The organism is Pseudomonas sp. BNK-45, from assembly GCF_047456255.1.
Lineage (GTDB): Bacteria > Pseudomonadota > Gammaproteobacteria > Pseudomonadales > Pseudomonadaceae > Aquipseudomonas.
In genome coordinates, this window is record NZ_CP179909.1 from 935316 (window position 1) to 951335 (window position 16020).

Genomic DNA, 16020 nt, shown 5'->3' on the forward strand with positions numbered 1-16020 from the left:
TTGTACCTCGCAAGGGGCGGTGCTCATTGCGCAGCCACCGGGCTGTCGATGAACTGGTTGGTGTAGAGGTCGTCGAGCCTGGGCTCTTGGTTGACGATGCCTTCGCTGACATAGAACTGGCGCACCTGCTCCAGGCGCTGGGGATCGATGCGCCCCAGCACCTGTTGACCGGCATAGACGTGCTCGACATAGAGCTTGAAGATTCGCTCCAGGGCATCCTCCTTGCCGGCGTAGGCCGGTACTGCCTGGGCGAAGGTCCGGGCCGCGGCGCGCGGGTCCTGGATGATGTCGCGCATGCCTTGCAGGGTGGCCTGGACCACCCCGCGCACCAGTTCCGGCTGGTCGCGGATCGCCGTGTCGGAGGCGAGGATCGCCTGGGCCATGCTTTCGAAGATCTGCTCCCGGGGAATCAGTTGCACCTTGATCCCGGCGTCCTCGGCATTGATCACCCAGTCCGGCACGGCGGCCATGGCCTGGGCCTTGCCGGCGGAAAACAGCTGCCAGACCCCGGACGGGCCAGCGGCCTGGATGTCCACATCGCTCTTGCTCAGGCCGGCTTTGCGCAGGGAGGCGAGCAGCGCGTAGTAGGTGGTGTCCGAGTAGGACATCACGGTCAGGGTCTTGCCCTTGAGGTCGTCGATGGCCTTGATCCCGGCACTGTGCGGGGTGGCGATCAGGGTCACCCCTCCAGCCCCCAGCAGTGCCACCGCGCGCACCGGAATGCCATTGGCCCGGACCACGATCGGAGTGTCGCCAATGGCGCCGCCCATCAGCGCGTTGCCGGCGCCGATCTGCTTGGCCACGTCGACCCCGCCCTTGGCGGCGATAAAGGTCAGGTTGAGGTTGTGGGCGGCGTAGTAGCCCTTTTCCTTGGCGATGATCCACGGCGCGAACGCCGGCAGGTTGGGTGGCGCCGGCAGCAGGTAGGTGACCTCCTGCGGGGCGGCCAGCGCGCCGTGCGCCAGGGTCAGGCCGAGGGCGACAGTAGCGGTGCGGCCGAGTCTTTGAAACAGCGACTTGAGCATGGGTACTCCTGAATCGGTTGCGGCCCGCTAGGGCCTTGATCAATGCAGTTCGAGGTCCTGGCCGACTTGCAGCAGCTCCATCAGGCGTCCAACCAGCGGGCCGATCTCCGGCAGCTTGCGGCGCTCCAGGGGGTTGTCCCGCAGGGGCAGGTCGACGCTGATTTCCTCGACGATGGTTCCCGGGCGGGCGCTCATGACCAGCAGCCGGTCGGACATGGCGATGGCTTCCACCAGGTCGTGGGTGATGAACAGCGCGGTCTTCCCGGTGTCGGCCAGCATCCGCGCCATGTCCTGTTGCAGGATCATCTTGGTCTGGGCGTCGAGGGCCGAGAACGGCTCGTCGAGGAACAGCACCTGGGGGTCGATGGCCAGGGTCCGGGCCAGAGCGGCGCGCTGGCGCATGCCGCCGGACAGCTGGAACGGGTAGTGCTCGGTGAAGCCCTTGAGGTGGCAGCGTTCGAGCAAATCATTGGCCACTGCTTCCCGGGCGCTGGCCGCCACGCCCTGGATCTCCAGGCCCAGCTCGACGTTACGGCGAATGCTGCGCCAGGGCATCAGCAGGTCTTTTTGCAGCATGAAGGCCACCCGGCGCACCGGCCCGGTCACCGCCTCGCCGCCCACCAGCACCTCGCCTTCGCTGGGCAGGTAAAGGCCCGAGCCCATATTGAGCAGGGTGCTCTTGCCACAACCGGAAGGGCCGATGATCGACACCACCTCGCCGCGACGGATCTTGAAACTCACGTCACGAATGGCAAAGGGCGCGCTGGACTGACCCTTGCTCGGAAAACACTTACCGACTTGGCGAAATTCGATTTCAGTCGGCGCCAACTCTTCCTGAGGAAGAGGGGCATTCCATTGCGGCACGACGGCGTACATCTCTTTCACAGCCATTGGGATAATTCTCAAGTCTGTTTTATAGGTGATACGTCGTTTAGTGCATGAACAATGCCAGTGAATTTAAGATTCGGTTTCAAGTTATAAAAATCGTTATTAATCAGTTACTTGTAATAAGTAATTTGATTTTTTCTTTGTTTTATATATGAAACGATGTTTATTATCTGGCACGAAACTGCCCAACACTTGGAAGTGGCCTGGGAAGTTGCGAGAAAAGAAGGCTTTGCGGGTAACGGGAAAAACGCGATAAATGCCTTGTTTGTTTTATATATGAAACATGGCGCGCGCTAGTCAGCGGCTCTTCATATAAGAGCCGCGGCCCCGCAATGATCTATTGCCGAAAGTATCGGGTTGCAACACGTATCGGGTTACAGCCAGAAGGTTTCATGCCGCTCTTGGAAGTTGTGTATTTCACCCTGCTCCAGCAACTGGCGAATCCACGGCCCCAGCAGATCCAGCGAGCTGTCCAGAGGCGTGGGCCGCTGCCAGCGCAGCGGCACCCGGGCAAAGCGTTGCTGGTTGGCGCTGACGTTCTCCAGGATCTGCCGGTCCTGCTTGAGGATCACCTTGAACAGCGGCTGCAGCACGCCGCGTTTGATCCAGCCCGGCAGGCGGCCGCGGGCCGTGGCGATGCGCGCGAACAGCCGCAACTGGCCCTCGGCGGCCGGGCTCAGCCAGGCGCTCACCAGCAGGTTGAGCCGGCCCTGGCGGTCGCGGTATTCGATTTCCGCCAGCCCCGGCAGGCGAAAGCGCCCCATGCTCAGGCCGCGTTCGCCTTCGAACAGCCGGGAAATCAGCCCGGATTGGGTGCCTTCTTCGCTGTACTGCGCTTCAACCCCGTCTTCGAGCCGATGCACCCAGGCGCTAATGCGCTGGCGCTGGCGATCGTGGCGAATCCAGCCGGCGTGCACGAAGTGGGTGTGGAAACCGTCGAGGAAGTTCTCCGCGGCGTCCTGCAAGCTGCACTGCACCCGGTCGCTGATCCAGAACACATCCAGGGCCTGGGCCTGTTCGGCGGCGGCCACCGGTGGCGCATGCGGCCGCTCGCTGGCAAGGCTGGCCCACACCAGTCCCTGGGCTTCGCAGCTGTGCAGCGGCTGCAGCAAGGGCTGACTGCAACGCTGCTGCTCCAGCCCGGGCAGTTGAGTACAACGGCCCTGGGGATCGAAGCGCCAGCCGTGGTAGGGGCACTGGATCTGCCCGTCGCGCACCCGGCCGGCGCTCAGCGGCGCAAAGCGATGGGGGCAGCGGTCCGGTAATGCGGCAGGGGCGCCCTCGGCGTCGCGAAACAGCACCAGCGGCACGCCGTGCAGGGTGCAGGCCAGGGGCTGCTTGTGCAGCTGCCGGCTGAGGGCGACGGGCCACCAGCCCGAGTGACTGTTCACAGTTTGAGCTTCCTCATCAGCGGTACGCCGATCCGTTGCAGCAGCATCCCCATCAGTTGCCACACCAGCCTGCGCGGCCAGGGCAGGTGGGCGACGTGGATCAGGCTGTATTCGATTTCGGGCTGGCCGCCGCGCAGGCGTTTGAAGGCGGCGGCGCCGGAGCTGAAGTTGAGCACCTGACGGCGGTTCACCGCCTCTTGCAGGCACAGCCTGGTCAGTTGCCGGTACAGCCCGGCGCGCTGGGGCAGGGCGGTGTCGTAGCCAACAATGGGGGTGCTGATCAGCGCGCTGTTGGCGAACCAGCCCAGGGCGCCGTCGATGCGGCCTTCGGCGTTGCGCAGGGCGCGCACGTCCAACCAGCCTTCGGCCTGCCCGCGTTGCAGCCATTGGGCGCTGTAGTGGGGGTTGAGGCGGCTGTATTTGTCCAGGTACAGCAGGTTGTACAGCTGCTCGATACGCTGGAAGTCGGCTTCGTTCAGCTGGCTGCCGGGCACCACCGTATACGGGCTGCGACGCAGCAGGGTGGCATCCAGGCGGGTGTTGTGGTGGCGCAGGAAGGCTGAATTTTCGCCCTGGCGGCCGTCGAACAGGTACACCTGGCGGCTGGGAATCGCCAGGTAGCCCAGGGCTTGCAGGCGCTTGCGCAGGGCGCGGTTGCTGAAGTCGTTGAGCGAGCGAAAGCCAAAGCCGTGGTCGGGAAACGCCCGGCGCAGCAGCTCGGTGATCGCCGGCAAGTCCGCGCCGTCCCAGTCGGCCGGGTACAGGTTGGTGGACAGCAGCCAGTTGTTGACCTGCACCAGCCGGTCGACCTTGGCCGCGCTCAGCAGCCGGTCCACGCCCTGGGTCAGCAGCCTCAGCGGCCGGGCCAGCCAGGGCCGTTTCAGGCGCTGCAGTTCTTCCCGGGCGTAGCCGCTGTAGGCGGTTTGCGGCGACACCACGTAACAGTTATCCACAGGGTCGTGGCCATGGTTGATGCTCACCGGGAACTGATGATGGCCGGTGTCCAGCAGGGCCAGGGCGGTGCTGACGTTGCCGATCAGGGCGCCGCCGGCGCAGGTGCGCACGTACTGCCGGGCGTGGCTGTCGTCGGCGCTCGGGGGCTCAAGGGCCAGTTGCTCGGGCATCCACAGCTTCATCGGCGCGTTGCCCCCAGGGGTTGGCCGTTCCATTCGATATCGGCGGTGGAGGCGGCCAGCAGCCCGCAGCGGCGGGTCAGGGCGCGGCCGATGATCTCGCTCAGGCTCAGCAGCTGGGCGGTCAGCGGGCCACGGTCACCGTCCTGGACGATCACGTCCCGGGCTTGCCGGTAGTCGTGCCAGAACGCCCGGCTCAAGGCCCGTTGCGGCGCGGCCAGAAGCAGCATGGCCAGGGCGATCATCCTGGGTTCCAGGGTCGCCTCCAGCGCAGCGCCGGCTTCGCTGCCCAGCGCCGCTACCAACGGCACGCGCTGGTCGTCGAACAGGTGCACGCCGCTGGTGGCCCTGGGGTTGCACTCCAGCACGTGGAAGCGGCCGTGCGGGTCCTCGATGAAGTCAAAACCCACCTGCCCGGTGTAGCCGGTGGCCCGGCCGAACTGCTCCAGGAAGGCGCGGATCGGCGCCGGGGCGCAGCTGTGAAAGTAGATTCCCGAGCCACGTCCGACCCGGTAGCGCGGCTGGTAGCTGCTGTGGGCGCGCAATTGGCCGTCCACCAGCACGCTGAAACTGCAGTATTCCTGGCCGGGGACAAACTGCTGGGCCACCCAGGGCGCCTCGCTGCTGGGCCGGACTTTCGCCAGTTGCGCCGGGCTCGGGCGGATCAGGGTCTGGGAGGCGAAGCGCGAATAGGCCGGCTTGAACACCAGGGCGTCGTGCTCGGCGGCCAGTGCCTGCAACGCGGCCGGGTCATGCAGCACTCGGGTCGGCGGCGCGGCCACATCCCAACCTTGGGTCATGGCGGCGAAATCGCCCTTGTGGTGCAGGCGGTGCAGCAGCTCGAAATCGCTGGTGAACACCCGGCACAAAGGCCGCAGACGCTCCAGGCCGTGGGCCAGGTAGAACACCTCTTCGCAGGTCGGCAGCAGCAGGTCGATGGCCTGTTGGCGGATGACCACGGCCAGGGCCTCGATCCAGGCATCCGGGTCGTGGCGCGGCTCCGGCAGGCGCACGAAGTGCTCGGCGGCGCGGCTGAAGCGGCTCAGGGGCTGGGCCAGGGAATCGGCCACGGTCACCGTCCAGCCGGCTTGGCTGAAGGCCCGGGCCCACTCCAGGCAGGCCGGGGCCCGGGCGCCGAGAATCAATACACGCATGGCAGTCCCTCGGGTAGTTGCAGCATCAGCAGGCGGCGTCTTTTCGTCTGTGGCGGCGGCGCCTGCCAGTGGCCGAAGCTCAGCTGTGGCGCCTGCAGCCCCTGTTGCACGCAGAGCTCGGCGAGGGCCTCGCTCAAGCGTTGGCACAGCCCGTGGTAGTCGCCCGAGGTGCGCAGGTTGACCTGCCAGAGCAGCCCGCGCTGGTGGATTTCATATTCCTCAAGCGTCGCCCCGAGCATCAGCAAGGCGCGGCGCAATACGTCGGGGTAGAGCGGTGCCAATTGCTGGCCGTCGAGCCGCGGCAGCCAGAGGATCTCGTCGGCGCGGCCTTCCACGGCGGCGATGGCCCGTTCCGCGCGGCCACAGGGGCAGGGCGCTTCGGCCACTCGCAGGATGTCGTTGAGGCGATAACGCACGATCAGCTGCGTACGCCGGGAAAAGTCGGTGATGATCGGCTGAAAGCGTGTGCGCTCAGGGTCCAGCCACTGCGGTTCGATGTGCAGGTGGCTTTCATTCAGGTGCAGGGTGCCGGCCTCGCAGGTGTAGCCGAGGAAGCCTTCGCTGGCCTGATAGATCTGCCGGGGCTTGAGCCCGAAGGCCTGCTGCACCACTTCGGCGTCAGTGCTTTCCAGCACTTCGGCCACCGACAGAATGTGCCGGGGGCGGATCGTCAGCTGCCCGGCCAGGGCCGCCTGGGCCAACCCGCGCAGCACCGTGGCCGGGGCCACCAGCACGTCCGGGTTCTGTTGGTTGAGGCGTTGCAGGGAGGCGCTCAGGCCCAGAGTCAGGTCATGAAAGGCGAAGTCGATGCGGCGGCTGGCCAGGGTGGTGTACAGGCGGCTGTTGGCTCGCAGGAAGAAGGCGATGCGCAGCGGCGCCAGCCAGGGGCACAGCAGCCGGGGCAAAAGCGCCCGGGGCAGGGTCCGTGCCAGCAGGATGCCGGCCCAGCGTTGGCGCTCCGCGCTGCTGACCAGGAACACCCCCTGGGCCCCCGAGGTGCCGCTGGACAGGCCCACGGTGATGTCCCCCAGGGTCGGGCTGAAGTCCCGGGAACGCTCGGCCTGCAGGGCCACCGGCAACACTTGTTCCAGGCTCAGGGCGCGGGTGTTGAAGGCGGCGAAATCGCTCATCAGGCTGGCCTTGTCCATGATCGGCAAGCTGTGCAGGCCATCGTGGGTCAGCCCGTTGAAGCGCTGGCCACGGGGCATGATCCGCGCCATGAAGTGCTTGAGGCGTCGGGCCTGCCAGGCTTCCAGGCGCTCGCGGCGGCGAAAGCGCAGGGCGTAGCGGCTGAACACGAAGGCGCCGATGCTGCGCAGGGTGCCCAGCAGGCGTTCACTGTTCATGGGCGAACGCCTCCCAGGCCTGGGTGCAATGGGACGGCAGCACCGCCACCGCCGGTTCGCGGCGGATCAGTTGGCCCAGGCCGCTGTAGGTGCGCACATATTGCTGACGGTCGGCGCTGGCAAACCACAGTGCCGGGGCGGCGGGCAGGCGTTCGGCGCGGCAGGCCGGCACCGACCAGCAGGCGTCGGCCACCAGGAACACCGGTCGGCCCTGGGCATCGGGGATGAACAGGCCCAGCTGGCCTTCGCTGTGCCCGGGCAACGGCACGCCGATCAGGCTGCCATCGCCGAACAGGTCCAGGCCCTGCTCGAAGGGCGCCATCCAGCTTGGCAGCGCACAGCTGGGGCTGGCTTCGGCCAGGCGCAGGCGGGCGCTGAAGTCGTCCGGCAGCAAGCCCGGCAGATGGCCGCCGAGGGTGGCGCGCCAACGCTGGCCGCGCAGGCTGTCGATATGCCGGTAATCGGCTTCCAGGGCGATGAAACGCGCGTTGGCAAAGTCCCGCAGCCCGGCGACATGGTCGGCGTGAAAGTGGGAAATGATCACATGGCGGATATCCCCCGGGCCGATGCCCAGCTCATGCAACTGCGCGCCCAATTGTTCGACCACCGGCAACTGCACCGGCACCGCACTGCGGTACAGGCGCTCGGGCAGGGCGCGGGTGGCCTGGAAGAAGTGCTCGGCGTAGCCGGTGTCGTACAAAATCCAGCCGTGGTCCGGGTGCTGGATCAGCCCGCACAGGGCCGGAAACTGCACCGGCGCCAGGCGCCCGCCACGGTCGGCCATGCATTCCAGGTGCTGGCACCAGCCGGCCCGGAGGATCTTCAAGCTCACGCTGCGGCTCATGCTCGTTGCCTCTGTTGGGCCAGCCACCATTGGGCGTGCTGGGCGATGCCCTGGTCCTGGCTGATCACCGGGCGGTAGCCCAGCTCGCGCTGGATGGCGCTGATGTCCAGGGTCTGACTGAAGGCCAGGACGCCGGCGCCGTAGCGGGTGATCAAGGGTTCGGCGCCGTTGCCCAGGCGCGCCTTGAGCTCCAGCAGGTGCGCCACGCCGTGCACCAGGGGCCAGGGCAGGCGGCGGGTGCGCAGCGGCAGTTGGAAGTGCTCGGCCATCTGTTGCAGTAGGTCCTTGAAGGCCAGGGGTGTGGCGTTGCTCAGGTTGTAGACGCACAGCGGGCGCGGCAGGGGCCGGGTCAGGGCCAGCCACACCGCGTGCACCAGATTGTCGACGCAGGTCAGGTCCAGCTGGGCCCGACCGCCGCGCATCAGCGGAATCGCCCCGCGCTGCATCACCCGTAGCAGGCGCGGCATCAGGGTTGCGTCCCAGGGGCCGAACACCGCCCGGGGGCGCAGGATCACGCACTCGGGCAGCTTGGCGTCTGCCAGCAGGGTTTCGGCCTGGGCCTTGCTGCGGGCGTAGTCGTTCACCGGGTTTGGCAGCGGCTGGTCTTCGCGGATGCCCAGGCGGTCGCTGAAGTCGAAGTACAGGCTGGGGGTGGAGATGTGCACCAGCCGCGGGATGCGGTTCTTGCCGCAGGCGTGGATCACCTCGGCGGTGGAGTCGAGGTTGGCCCGGGCAAACGCCTGGGGCGACCCCCAGGGTGAAGACAGGGCGGCGCAATGCACGATGGCGTCATGCTCGCGGCTGGCGTCGGCCAGCAGGCGCTTGGCCAACGGGCTGCCGTGCTCCAGCGGCAGCCAGCGCACCGGCGCCGGGCTGTGGGCAATCACCTCGGCCGCCGCCTCGGGGTTGCGCCCGCTGAACTGCACCTCACAGCCTTCGGCGGCCAGCTTCCAGACCAGATGCCGACCGATAAAACCGGTGCCGCCGGTGACCAGGATCTTCATCAGAACTCCAGGATCATGCCGCCGAGGGACAGGCCCGCGCCGGTGCCGATCAGCAGCAAGGTGTGTCCACGTTGAATGCGCCCGTCGCGCACCGCGATGTCCAGGGCGGTGGGCAGCGAGGCCGCCACCTGATTGCCGTGCTGGGCAAAGATATCGATGACCTTGTCCGGCCCCAGGCTCAGGCGCTTGGCCGCGTGCTGCATGGCCTGCTGGCTGGCTTGATGAGGGATCACCCAGTCGATCCGTGCCAGGGGCAGCGCGGCTTGCTGCAGCAAGTCGTCCAGCAGCTCGGGCAGGTGCTTGGCCGCCAGGCGGAACACGCCCTTGCCCTGCATGGCGAAGCTGGTCAGCGGCTCGAACGGCACGTCGATGCGCCGGGGATGAAAGCGCGAACCGCCGGCGGGGATCTGGCACAGCGCCGCGCCTTCGGCGTAGGTCTTCAGGCGTGAGGCGAGGAGCTTCTGCCCGCCATGGCCCGGGCCCAGCACCACCGCCGCCGCGCCGTCGCCGAAGATGCCGCAGACCTCCACCTGCTGCCAGTCCAGGCCGCAGGAAGCGATATCGGCGCACACCAGCAGCACGCGCCGGTAATGCCCGGCCTGGATCGGCCAGGACAAGGTATCCAGGGCGGCGATAAAGCCCAGGCAACTGGCGTTGATGTCCATGGCCGGAATGCCCGACTGCCCCAGGCCCAGCTCCCGTTGCAGCAGCGCGGCGTTGCAGGGCATGCCCTGGTCCTGAGTGCCGCTGGCGCAGACGATCAGGTCCAGCTGGCCAAGCTCCAGGCCGGCCGCCTGCAGGGCCTGGCGCGCGGCACGGGCGCCGAGGCTGGCGGCGGTGTCCGCAGGATCGGCGACGTGGCGCTGCTGCACTCCGCTGATGCGCGCCACGCTGCCGGTTTCCAGGCCGAGCTGGCGGTCCAGCTCGGCACTGGTGACCACTCGCTGCGGCAGGGCGTGGCCGGTGCCGAGGATGGCCAGGGCGCGGGCCGGGCGAGGGGAGGACGCTGATGTGTGCATGCAAATTCCGTGTGTGGGGCGTCGGGGGAGGCTTGGTCAGGTGGCGGACGGCGGGACCGGGCATTGGCTCAGAAAGGCTTGCAGCCCTTGCTGATACTCCTCGGCGTCCATCAGTTCGCTGTGTTTGGCGATGCGGCAGGCCTGGTCTTTGCGCTGCATTTCGGCGCTGGCCACGTCATAGAAGTTGGCCGCTTCACGCAGGTACACGACCTGCTCCCAGGTCATGCTGCTCTTGGCTCTGGGAGGTTTGCTCAGGGTGAAACCCTGGTCGTCGAAGCTCAGGTGGTAAGTGCCCTCGACAGCCTTCAAGGGCACCCGCAGGCGGGCCTCGATCAGGCGGTGGTTCAGGCCGCGCAGCGGTGTCCGGTGCCGGGTGCGGGCCTGTAGGCGCTGGATCAGGCGCCCGGAAAAGCGCCACCAGAGCGGGATGAAGATCAGCGCGCAGAGCACCAGGGCGATGATCTTTTCCGGGGTAAAGCGCCGCTCGGGGAAATACAGCGCCAGGGGCGCGGCGATCAGGCACAGCAGCAGGATCAGCGGGCCGAGCAGGCGCCCCTGCCAGCGCGAGGTGGCGCTGGAGATCCGCGTCTCTAACTGGTCATGCTCAAGCAGCGCCTGGGGCAGTTTTTCGGCAAGCCGGGCTTCGGTGTGGGCCGGGGTGAGGCGGTACTGCAATTCCATGGCGGCTGAATCCGAGGTCCGTGTTCGGTGAGGGCGGCAGTTTACCGATTTCTCGGGGGCGGGTATCTGCGACGTGTGCGCCGGCACCCGTTCGCTGCTCAGGTTGGGAACTGTTCGATGTATTGCTCCACCCATTGATACAGGTGTTGCTCCAGCTGCGGCCGCTGCTGGTTGAATTGGTCCTGGTAGCGGTTGAACAGCGGGTCCTGGTTGATGCGCATGCTCAACTCGCTGGGGCTTTCGCTTTCGGCGTGGGCCGCTCTTAGTTGCTGCTGGCGCTGATCGGCGTGCTCCAGGGTGTCCGCCAGGGTATCCAGTTGCAGGTGGCGCAATTGGGCGATGGCCTGGGACAGGTGAAAGTGCAGGGCGCTGTCGAAGCCTTCCCAGCCCTCGAAGGCCAGCCACTCGTGCAGGATCATGAAGCAGCGCGGTGCCGGGGCCAGCGCCTCCAGTCGCGCGAAATCCAGCCAGTACTGGCGGGGCAGGTGCTCGGCGGTTTCGATGGCCTGGGCGATCAGGTCCAGGGCCTGGCCCGGGTCCCGGTGATGCTTGCGCAGAATGCGCTGGGTCAGGGTGAAGCGTGCTTCTTCTATAGCGTGCAGGGCGCGGTTCAGGTCGTAAGCGGCGTTGAGCAAGTGTTCCCGGGCTTGCTCGGGGGGCAGGCCGGACTTTTCTACCAGCACTTGCAGCAGATCGGATCTGTAGAGCTCGGCGGCCAGTTGCGGATTGCCGGCGCAACGTTCGAGCAGGGCCTGGGCGTGGCGCAGGCCGATGGGGATCAGCTTGCGCAGTTGTTGCAGGGCCTGGGTGTGCGTCGGGTCCATCGACAGGGTGCCTTGGTCGTCATTGCCGGCTGCGGCGGGAGGCTGATTATCCACTGCGCCGGGCAAAACCTGTAGCCGCTGCCGCAGGCTGCGAACGGCCCGAAGGGACGCGGGGTTCTCAAGATCGCTGAAGGTCCTGCGGACCTTGTCGCAGCCTCGCGGGCTCGGCAGCGGCTACAAAGAGGTGGCGGTCGCAGTTCAGATTGGGGGTGTAGCCGCTGCCGCAGGCTGCGAACGGCCCGAAGGGACGCAGGGGTCTCAAGGTCGCTGAAGGTCCTGCGGACCTTGTCGCAGCCTAGCGGGCTCGGCAGCGGCTACAAGGAGGTTGCGGCCGCAGTTCAGGTTGGGGGGGTAGCCGCTGCCGCAGGCTGCGAACGGCCCGAAGGGACGCGGGGTTCTCAAGGTCGCTGAAGGTCCTGCGGACCTTTTCGCAGCCTCGCGAGCTCGGCAGCGGCTACAGGTTGCGTCAGGGAGTGGGGCGGGCGCCGTCGAGCAGGGCGTCCACCACGGCGCGGGCCATTTCCACGGAATGCACCATGGACCAGATCAGCCCGCGCTCGATGCCGCTGGCCCGTTCGGTGATTTCATCGGACACCTCTTCGGCGCATTTGAGCAGCAAGGAAACGTGCATCAGGGCGTCTTCGGCATTCACCTGGGGCTGTACGGCGAACAGCGGGTGGCCCTGGGCGTCGCGCAGGCCGAAGGGGCGATGGCGGGTGCCGTGCAAGGCGGCCAGCAGGTTGGCGTTGGCGCGGTCCAGCTCCGGGTCGCGGCGTGGGTGATCGGTTGTTAGTGGCGGATCGGGGACGAGCTTTTTCATGACGGTCACTCACTCAGTAGTTAACGGACTGCCGAGCTCACTTCCACATGAGGGGTGGCAGTTGTGCGAGGGTGTGGAAGACCGGGACTGAGTAACCCAGCACACCCGAAGGTGTCCCGCGCACAACCGCCATAAAGCGATGCCAACGAAAATACGTCGAGCCATGCTCATGAGCGCTCATGCTTACTCAGGTCCGAACTTCCACATCCGGGCCGCTGATTTGGCAGCGGCACCGGGAGACTGCCTGATCGTTCGAAGGGGTACAAGGCGCTCAAAGGCGTGGGGGATTCTCTCGGATTTGCCCTACAAAACAAAGCGAATCCGCTTCGATGCCGGGCGGCATCGCCTGACAAATCGCGGCTTTTTTCCAGGCAAAAAAACGGCACGCCGACCGATCCAAGGAGCAGAGAAATGATTTGATATTCAGTGAAATCAGGATTCGATAATCGGTCTATATTTGGGCTGAATATAGTGTAGGGTTCAAGCCGGCAGGATGATTGCGATCTTGCATAGTGAGCGTCAGGCATCCTGAGCGGCGAAGTCGCACAGGATCAGTTCGTAGCAGAGCGGCGAGCACGTCGCCAAATGTAGGAGGTTTCACTCATGCGAGTTGAAACGGTCAGCTTTTTAAAACGATACGCATCCGACCTGCCTTTAGAGGAGCCAATGGTCGTTACGCAAAACGGTGTGCCTGTTTACGTTGTCGAGTCTTACGTTGAGCGTAAGCGCCGCGACGAGGCAGTGGCGTTGGTGAAATTGCTCGCCGTCAGTTCGCGCGAGTACGCCCAAGGCAAGCATTGCTCGACCGATGAGCTGAAGGCCCGCTTAAGCAAGAGGTTTGCCCACAAGTAAATGGTGGGATAGATGCCAACACTGACCATCCGCTACACCGAAACCGCACAGCAAAGCATTGAAGACCAGATTGTGCATCTGGCCGACTATAGCGACCTTAAGTCCGCCTTTGAGCGGCTGGATGCTGTGATTGACGCTCTTCAGGACAAGCTCTTGTCCGCCCCGTTAGGTTACCCAGTCAGCCCTCAAGCAAGCGACCTGGGCATCTTGCATTACCGTGAGCTCAACACCGATGGATACCGGGTGTTCTACGAAATCGTAGACGCGGATCGGGCGATCGTGGTCGGGCTGGTGCTGCGGGATAAGCAAAGCGTCGAACAGGCACTTATTCGTTACTGCCTGCTGCATACCGATTGACGATTGAGGGCGGTCTTATTTTTGGATTCCCGGGGCTCGGTGAAGAACCAAAAAAAAGGGCCTGGAGACGTATCTCCAAGCCCTCAAAAGGTGAGAGGTGTCTAGTCCCTCAACCTGGTGAGCGGTGTTGCATGTTTCGGGGGCGCGGCGGTTACGCTTTCAGCGGAACCAGGCGCGGGGCAATCATGTTTTCCGGACGCAGGATGTCGTCGAGCATGGCGTCGTCCAGCAGGCCTTCTTCGCGCACCAGTTCCAGTACGCCACGGCCACTTTCCAGGGCGATGCGGGCGATACGGGTGGCGTTTTCATAGCCGATGTACGGGTTCAGCGCGGTGACCAGGCCGATGGAGTGCTCCACCAGTTCGCGGCAACGGGTTTCGTTGGCGGTGATGCCGGTGATGCAGTGCTCGCGCAGCATGTCCATGGCGCGTTGCAGCAGGCGGATCGAGTCGAAGATCTTGAAGGCGATCAGCGGCTCCATCACGTTCAGTTGCAGCTGGCCGCCTTCGGCCGCGATGGTCAGGGCCAGGTCGTTGCCGATGATCTGGAACGCCACTTGGTTGACCGCTTCCGGGATCACCGGGTTGACCTTGCCAGGCATGATCGAGCTGCCGGGCTGACGCGCTGGCAGGTTGATTTCGTTGATGCCGGTGCGTGGGCCGCTGGACAGCAGGCGCAGGTCGTTGCAGATCTTCGACAGCTTGACCGCAGTGCGCTTGAGCATGCCGGAGAACAGCACGAAGGCGCCCATGTCGGAGGTGGCTTCGATCAGGTCGGCCGCCGGTACCAGCGGCTGGCCGCTGATGGTGGCCAGGCGTTGTACGGCCAGGGCCTGGTAGCGCGGGTCGGCGTTGATGCCGGTGCCGATGGCGGTGCCGCCCAGGTTGACTTCGGTCAGCACTTCCGGCGCCAGGGTCTTCAGGCGGGCCAGGTCTTCACCCAGGGTGGTGGCGAAGGCCTTGAATTCCTGGCCGAGGGTCATCGGCACGGCGTCTTGCAGCTGGGTACGGCCCATTTTCAGGACGTGGCTGAATTCGTCACCCTTGGCGGCGAACGACTGGATCAGGCTGTCGAGGCTGGCCAGCAGGGCGTCGTGACCCAGCAGCAGACCCAGGCGGATCGCGGTCGGGTAGGCGTCGTTGGTGGACTGCGCCATGTTCACGTCGTTGTTCGGGTGCAGGTACTGGTATTCGCCCTTGCTGTGGCCCATGGCCTCCAGCGCGATGTTGGCGATGACTTCGTTGGCATTCATGTTGGTCGAAGTGCCAGCGCCGCCTTGAATCATGTCCACCACGAACTCTTCGTGGAAGTCGCCGCGGATCAGGCGGGCACAGGCCTCGCTGATGGCGGCATGCTTGGCTTCGCTCAGATGACCCAGTTCGCGGTTGGCGTCAGCAGCTGCCTGCTTGACCATTGCCAGGGCCACGACCAGTTTTGGGTAGTGCGAAATCGGAACGCCGGAGAGACGGAAGTTGTTCACCGCTCGCAGGGTCTGGATGCCGTAATACGCTTGAGCCGGTACTTCGAGTACGCCAAGCAGGTCTTTTTCTGTGCGGAAAGATGCAGCGGAGGACATGACGGAGATCATCTCGTTAGGGACCCGGTCTGTGCCGGGAACGCTGCGAATCCTAGGCCGAAGGGATTTTTTGGGCCAATGCTGTTAAACACTGGGCTATGCATATTCGGCATAATGCCGGTGTGACGCCGCTTTGTCGGCGAGCGTGTGACCTAAAATGGTGCGTGTCCGGGAGGACGTGATGAATCTGGAAAGCAAATGGCTCGAGGACTTCAGTGCCCTGGCCGCCACCCGCAGCTTTTCCCAGGCTGCCGAGCGACGTTTCGTGACCCAGCCAGCCTTCAGCCGGCGCATTCGCAGCCTGGAAGCGGCCCTGGGCCTGACCCTGGTCAACCGCTCGCGCACGCCGGTGGAACTGACGGCGGCGGGGCAGCTGTTCCTGGTCACCGCGCGCACCGTGGTCGAACAGCTCGGCGAGGTGGTGCGTCACCTGCATCATCTGGAAGGTGGCCAGGGCGAGGTGATGCAGGTGGCGGCGGCTCACTCCCTGGCGCTGGGCTTCTTCCCGCGCTGGATCGCGCAACTGCGCAACGAAGGGCTGAACATCGCCACGCGGCTGGTGGCCACCAACGTCGGTGACGCGGTGCACGCCCTGCGCGAAGGCGGCTGCGACCTGATGCTGGCCTTCTATGACCCGGACGCGGCCTTGCAGATGGACTCGGAAATCTTCCCCTCGCTGCACCTGGGGCACACCGAGATGCTGCCGGTGTGCGCCGCCAACCCCCAGGGCAAGCCGCTGTTCGACCTGGAAGGGGAATCCAGCGTGCCGCTGCTGGCCTACAGCGCCGGGGCCTTTCTCGGGCGTTCGGTGAACCTGCTGTTGCGCCAGCGCAACCTGCGATTCACCACGGTCTATGAAACTGCCATGGCCGACAGCCTTAAAAGCATGGCCCTGGAAGGGCTGGGCATTGCCTGGGTGCCGCAGTTGAGCGTGCGGGCCGAGCTGGCCCGGGGCGAGCTGGTGGTGTGCGGCGGCGCGCAATGGCATGTGCCGCTGGAGATCCGCCTGTACCGCTGCGCCCTGGTGCGCAAGGCCAACGTGCGTTTGCTCTGGCGCAAGCTTGAAGGCGCCGCCGCACAAGCCGCGGCCACGTAGGAGCCGGCTT

The 16020-nt window shown here is 65.6% G+C and carries 16 protein-coding genes; 3 read left to right on the top strand and 13 right to left on the bottom strand.

Annotation, left to right across the window (positions count from 1 at the left end; translation table 11 throughout):
- Positions 1 to 23 precede the first annotated feature (23 nt).
- The 12 genes from ACMGG8_RS04250 to ACMGG8_RS04305 form a co-directional block, all read right to left on the bottom strand.
- Positions 24 to 1025, bottom strand: a complete 1002-nt coding sequence (locus ACMGG8_RS04250; RefSeq protein WP_060844999.1) for an ABC transporter substrate-binding protein — start codon at positions 1023 to 1025, stop codon at positions 24 to 26.
- A gap of 39 nt (positions 1026 to 1064) precedes the next feature.
- Entirely contained in the window at positions 1065 to 1901 is an 837-nt protein-coding gene (locus ACMGG8_RS04255) for an ABC transporter ATP-binding protein (RefSeq protein WP_060845191.1), read from the bottom strand.
- Positions 1902 to 2287: 386 nt separating this feature from the next.
- Positions 2288 to 3304, bottom strand: coding sequence for a Rieske 2Fe-2S domain-containing protein (locus tag ACMGG8_RS04260; protein ID WP_414159220.1), 1017 nt, complete (start codon positions 3302 to 3304; stop codon positions 2288 to 2290).
- Positions 3301 to 4473, bottom strand: a complete 1173-nt coding sequence (locus ACMGG8_RS04265) for a hypothetical protein (RefSeq protein WP_414159221.1) — start codon at positions 4471 to 4473, stop codon at positions 3301 to 3303. The genes ACMGG8_RS04260 and ACMGG8_RS04265 overlap by 4 nt, the downstream gene beginning before the upstream one ends.
- The gene (locus ACMGG8_RS04270; protein WP_414159222.1) at positions 4437 to 5591 is read right to left on the bottom strand and encodes an ATP-grasp domain-containing protein; all 1155 of its coding nucleotides are present in this window, start codon (positions 5589 to 5591) and stop codon (positions 4437 to 4439) included. The genes ACMGG8_RS04265 and ACMGG8_RS04270 overlap by 37 nt, the downstream gene beginning before the upstream one ends.
- Positions 5579 to 6937 carry a F390 synthetase-related protein gene (locus ACMGG8_RS04275; protein ID WP_414159223.1) on the bottom strand — a complete coding sequence of 453 codons (1359 nt, stop codon included), beginning with the start codon at positions 6935 to 6937 and terminating at the stop codon, positions 5579 to 5581. The genes ACMGG8_RS04270 and ACMGG8_RS04275 overlap by 13 nt, the downstream gene beginning before the upstream one ends.
- The gene (locus ACMGG8_RS04280) at positions 6927 to 7781 is read right to left on the bottom strand and encodes an MBL fold metallo-hydrolase (protein ID WP_108544992.1); all 855 of its coding nucleotides are present in this window, start codon (positions 7779 to 7781) and stop codon (positions 6927 to 6929) included. Before ACMGG8_RS04280 ends, ACMGG8_RS04275 begins: the two co-directional genes overlap by 11 nt.
- On the bottom strand, positions 7778 to 8785 hold the full coding sequence (locus ACMGG8_RS04285) for an NAD-dependent epimerase/dehydratase family protein (protein ID WP_414159224.1): 1008 nt from the start codon (positions 8783 to 8785) through the stop codon (positions 7778 to 7780). Before ACMGG8_RS04285 ends, ACMGG8_RS04280 begins: the two co-directional genes overlap by 4 nt.
- Positions 8785 to 9804, bottom strand: coding sequence for a beta-ketoacyl-ACP synthase 3 (locus ACMGG8_RS04290; RefSeq protein WP_414159225.1), 1020 nt, complete (start codon positions 9802 to 9804; stop codon positions 8785 to 8787). The genes ACMGG8_RS04285 and ACMGG8_RS04290 overlap by 1 nt, the downstream gene beginning before the upstream one ends.
- Positions 9805 to 9840: 36 nt before the next feature.
- Complete coding sequence (locus tag ACMGG8_RS04295; RefSeq protein ID WP_414159226.1) at positions 9841 to 10485, bottom strand: hypothetical protein; 645 nt, start codon at positions 10483 to 10485, stop codon at positions 9841 to 9843.
- Positions 10486 to 10583: 98 nt separating this feature from the next.
- Positions 10584 to 11363 (bottom strand): hypothetical protein, encoded by a 780-nt coding sequence (locus tag ACMGG8_RS04300; RefSeq protein WP_414159227.1) that lies wholly within the window; start codon positions 11361 to 11363, stop codon positions 10584 to 10586.
- Positions 11364 to 11775: 412 nt separating this feature from the next.
- The gene (locus tag ACMGG8_RS04305) at positions 11776 to 12129 is read right to left on the bottom strand and encodes a DUF6124 family protein (protein ID WP_414159228.1); all 354 of its coding nucleotides are present in this window, start codon (positions 12127 to 12129) and stop codon (positions 11776 to 11778) included.
- 603 nt (positions 12130 to 12732) lie between these two features.
- Between ACMGG8_RS04305 and ACMGG8_RS04310 the strand changes: the two genes are divergently transcribed.
- Positions 12733 to 12981: a prevent-host-death protein gene (locus ACMGG8_RS04310; protein WP_025131512.1), complete on the top strand. Its 249-nt coding sequence runs from the start codon at positions 12733 to 12735 to the stop codon at positions 12979 to 12981.
- Positions 12982 to 12993: 12 nt separating this feature from the next.
- Entirely contained in the window at positions 12994 to 13338 is a 345-nt protein-coding gene (locus ACMGG8_RS04315; protein ID WP_414159229.1) for a type II toxin-antitoxin system RelE/ParE family toxin, read from the top strand.
- 151 nt (positions 13339 to 13489) lie between these two features.
- Here ACMGG8_RS04315 and aspA read toward each other — a convergent pair whose 3' ends face one another.
- Positions 13490 to 14914 (bottom strand): aspartate ammonia-lyase, encoded by a 1425-nt coding sequence (gene aspA / locus ACMGG8_RS04320; protein WP_060842033.1) that lies wholly within the window; start codon positions 14912 to 14914, stop codon positions 13490 to 13492.
- A 181-nt stretch (positions 14915 to 15095) separates the two neighbouring features.
- Here aspA and ACMGG8_RS04325 point away from each other — a divergent pair, with 181 nt between their 5' ends.
- A complete protein-coding gene (locus tag ACMGG8_RS04325; protein ID WP_060841771.1) occupies positions 15096 to 16010 on the top strand; it encodes a LysR substrate-binding domain-containing protein in 915 nt (304 codons plus the stop codon).
- Positions 16011 to 16020: the final 10 nt, after the last annotated feature.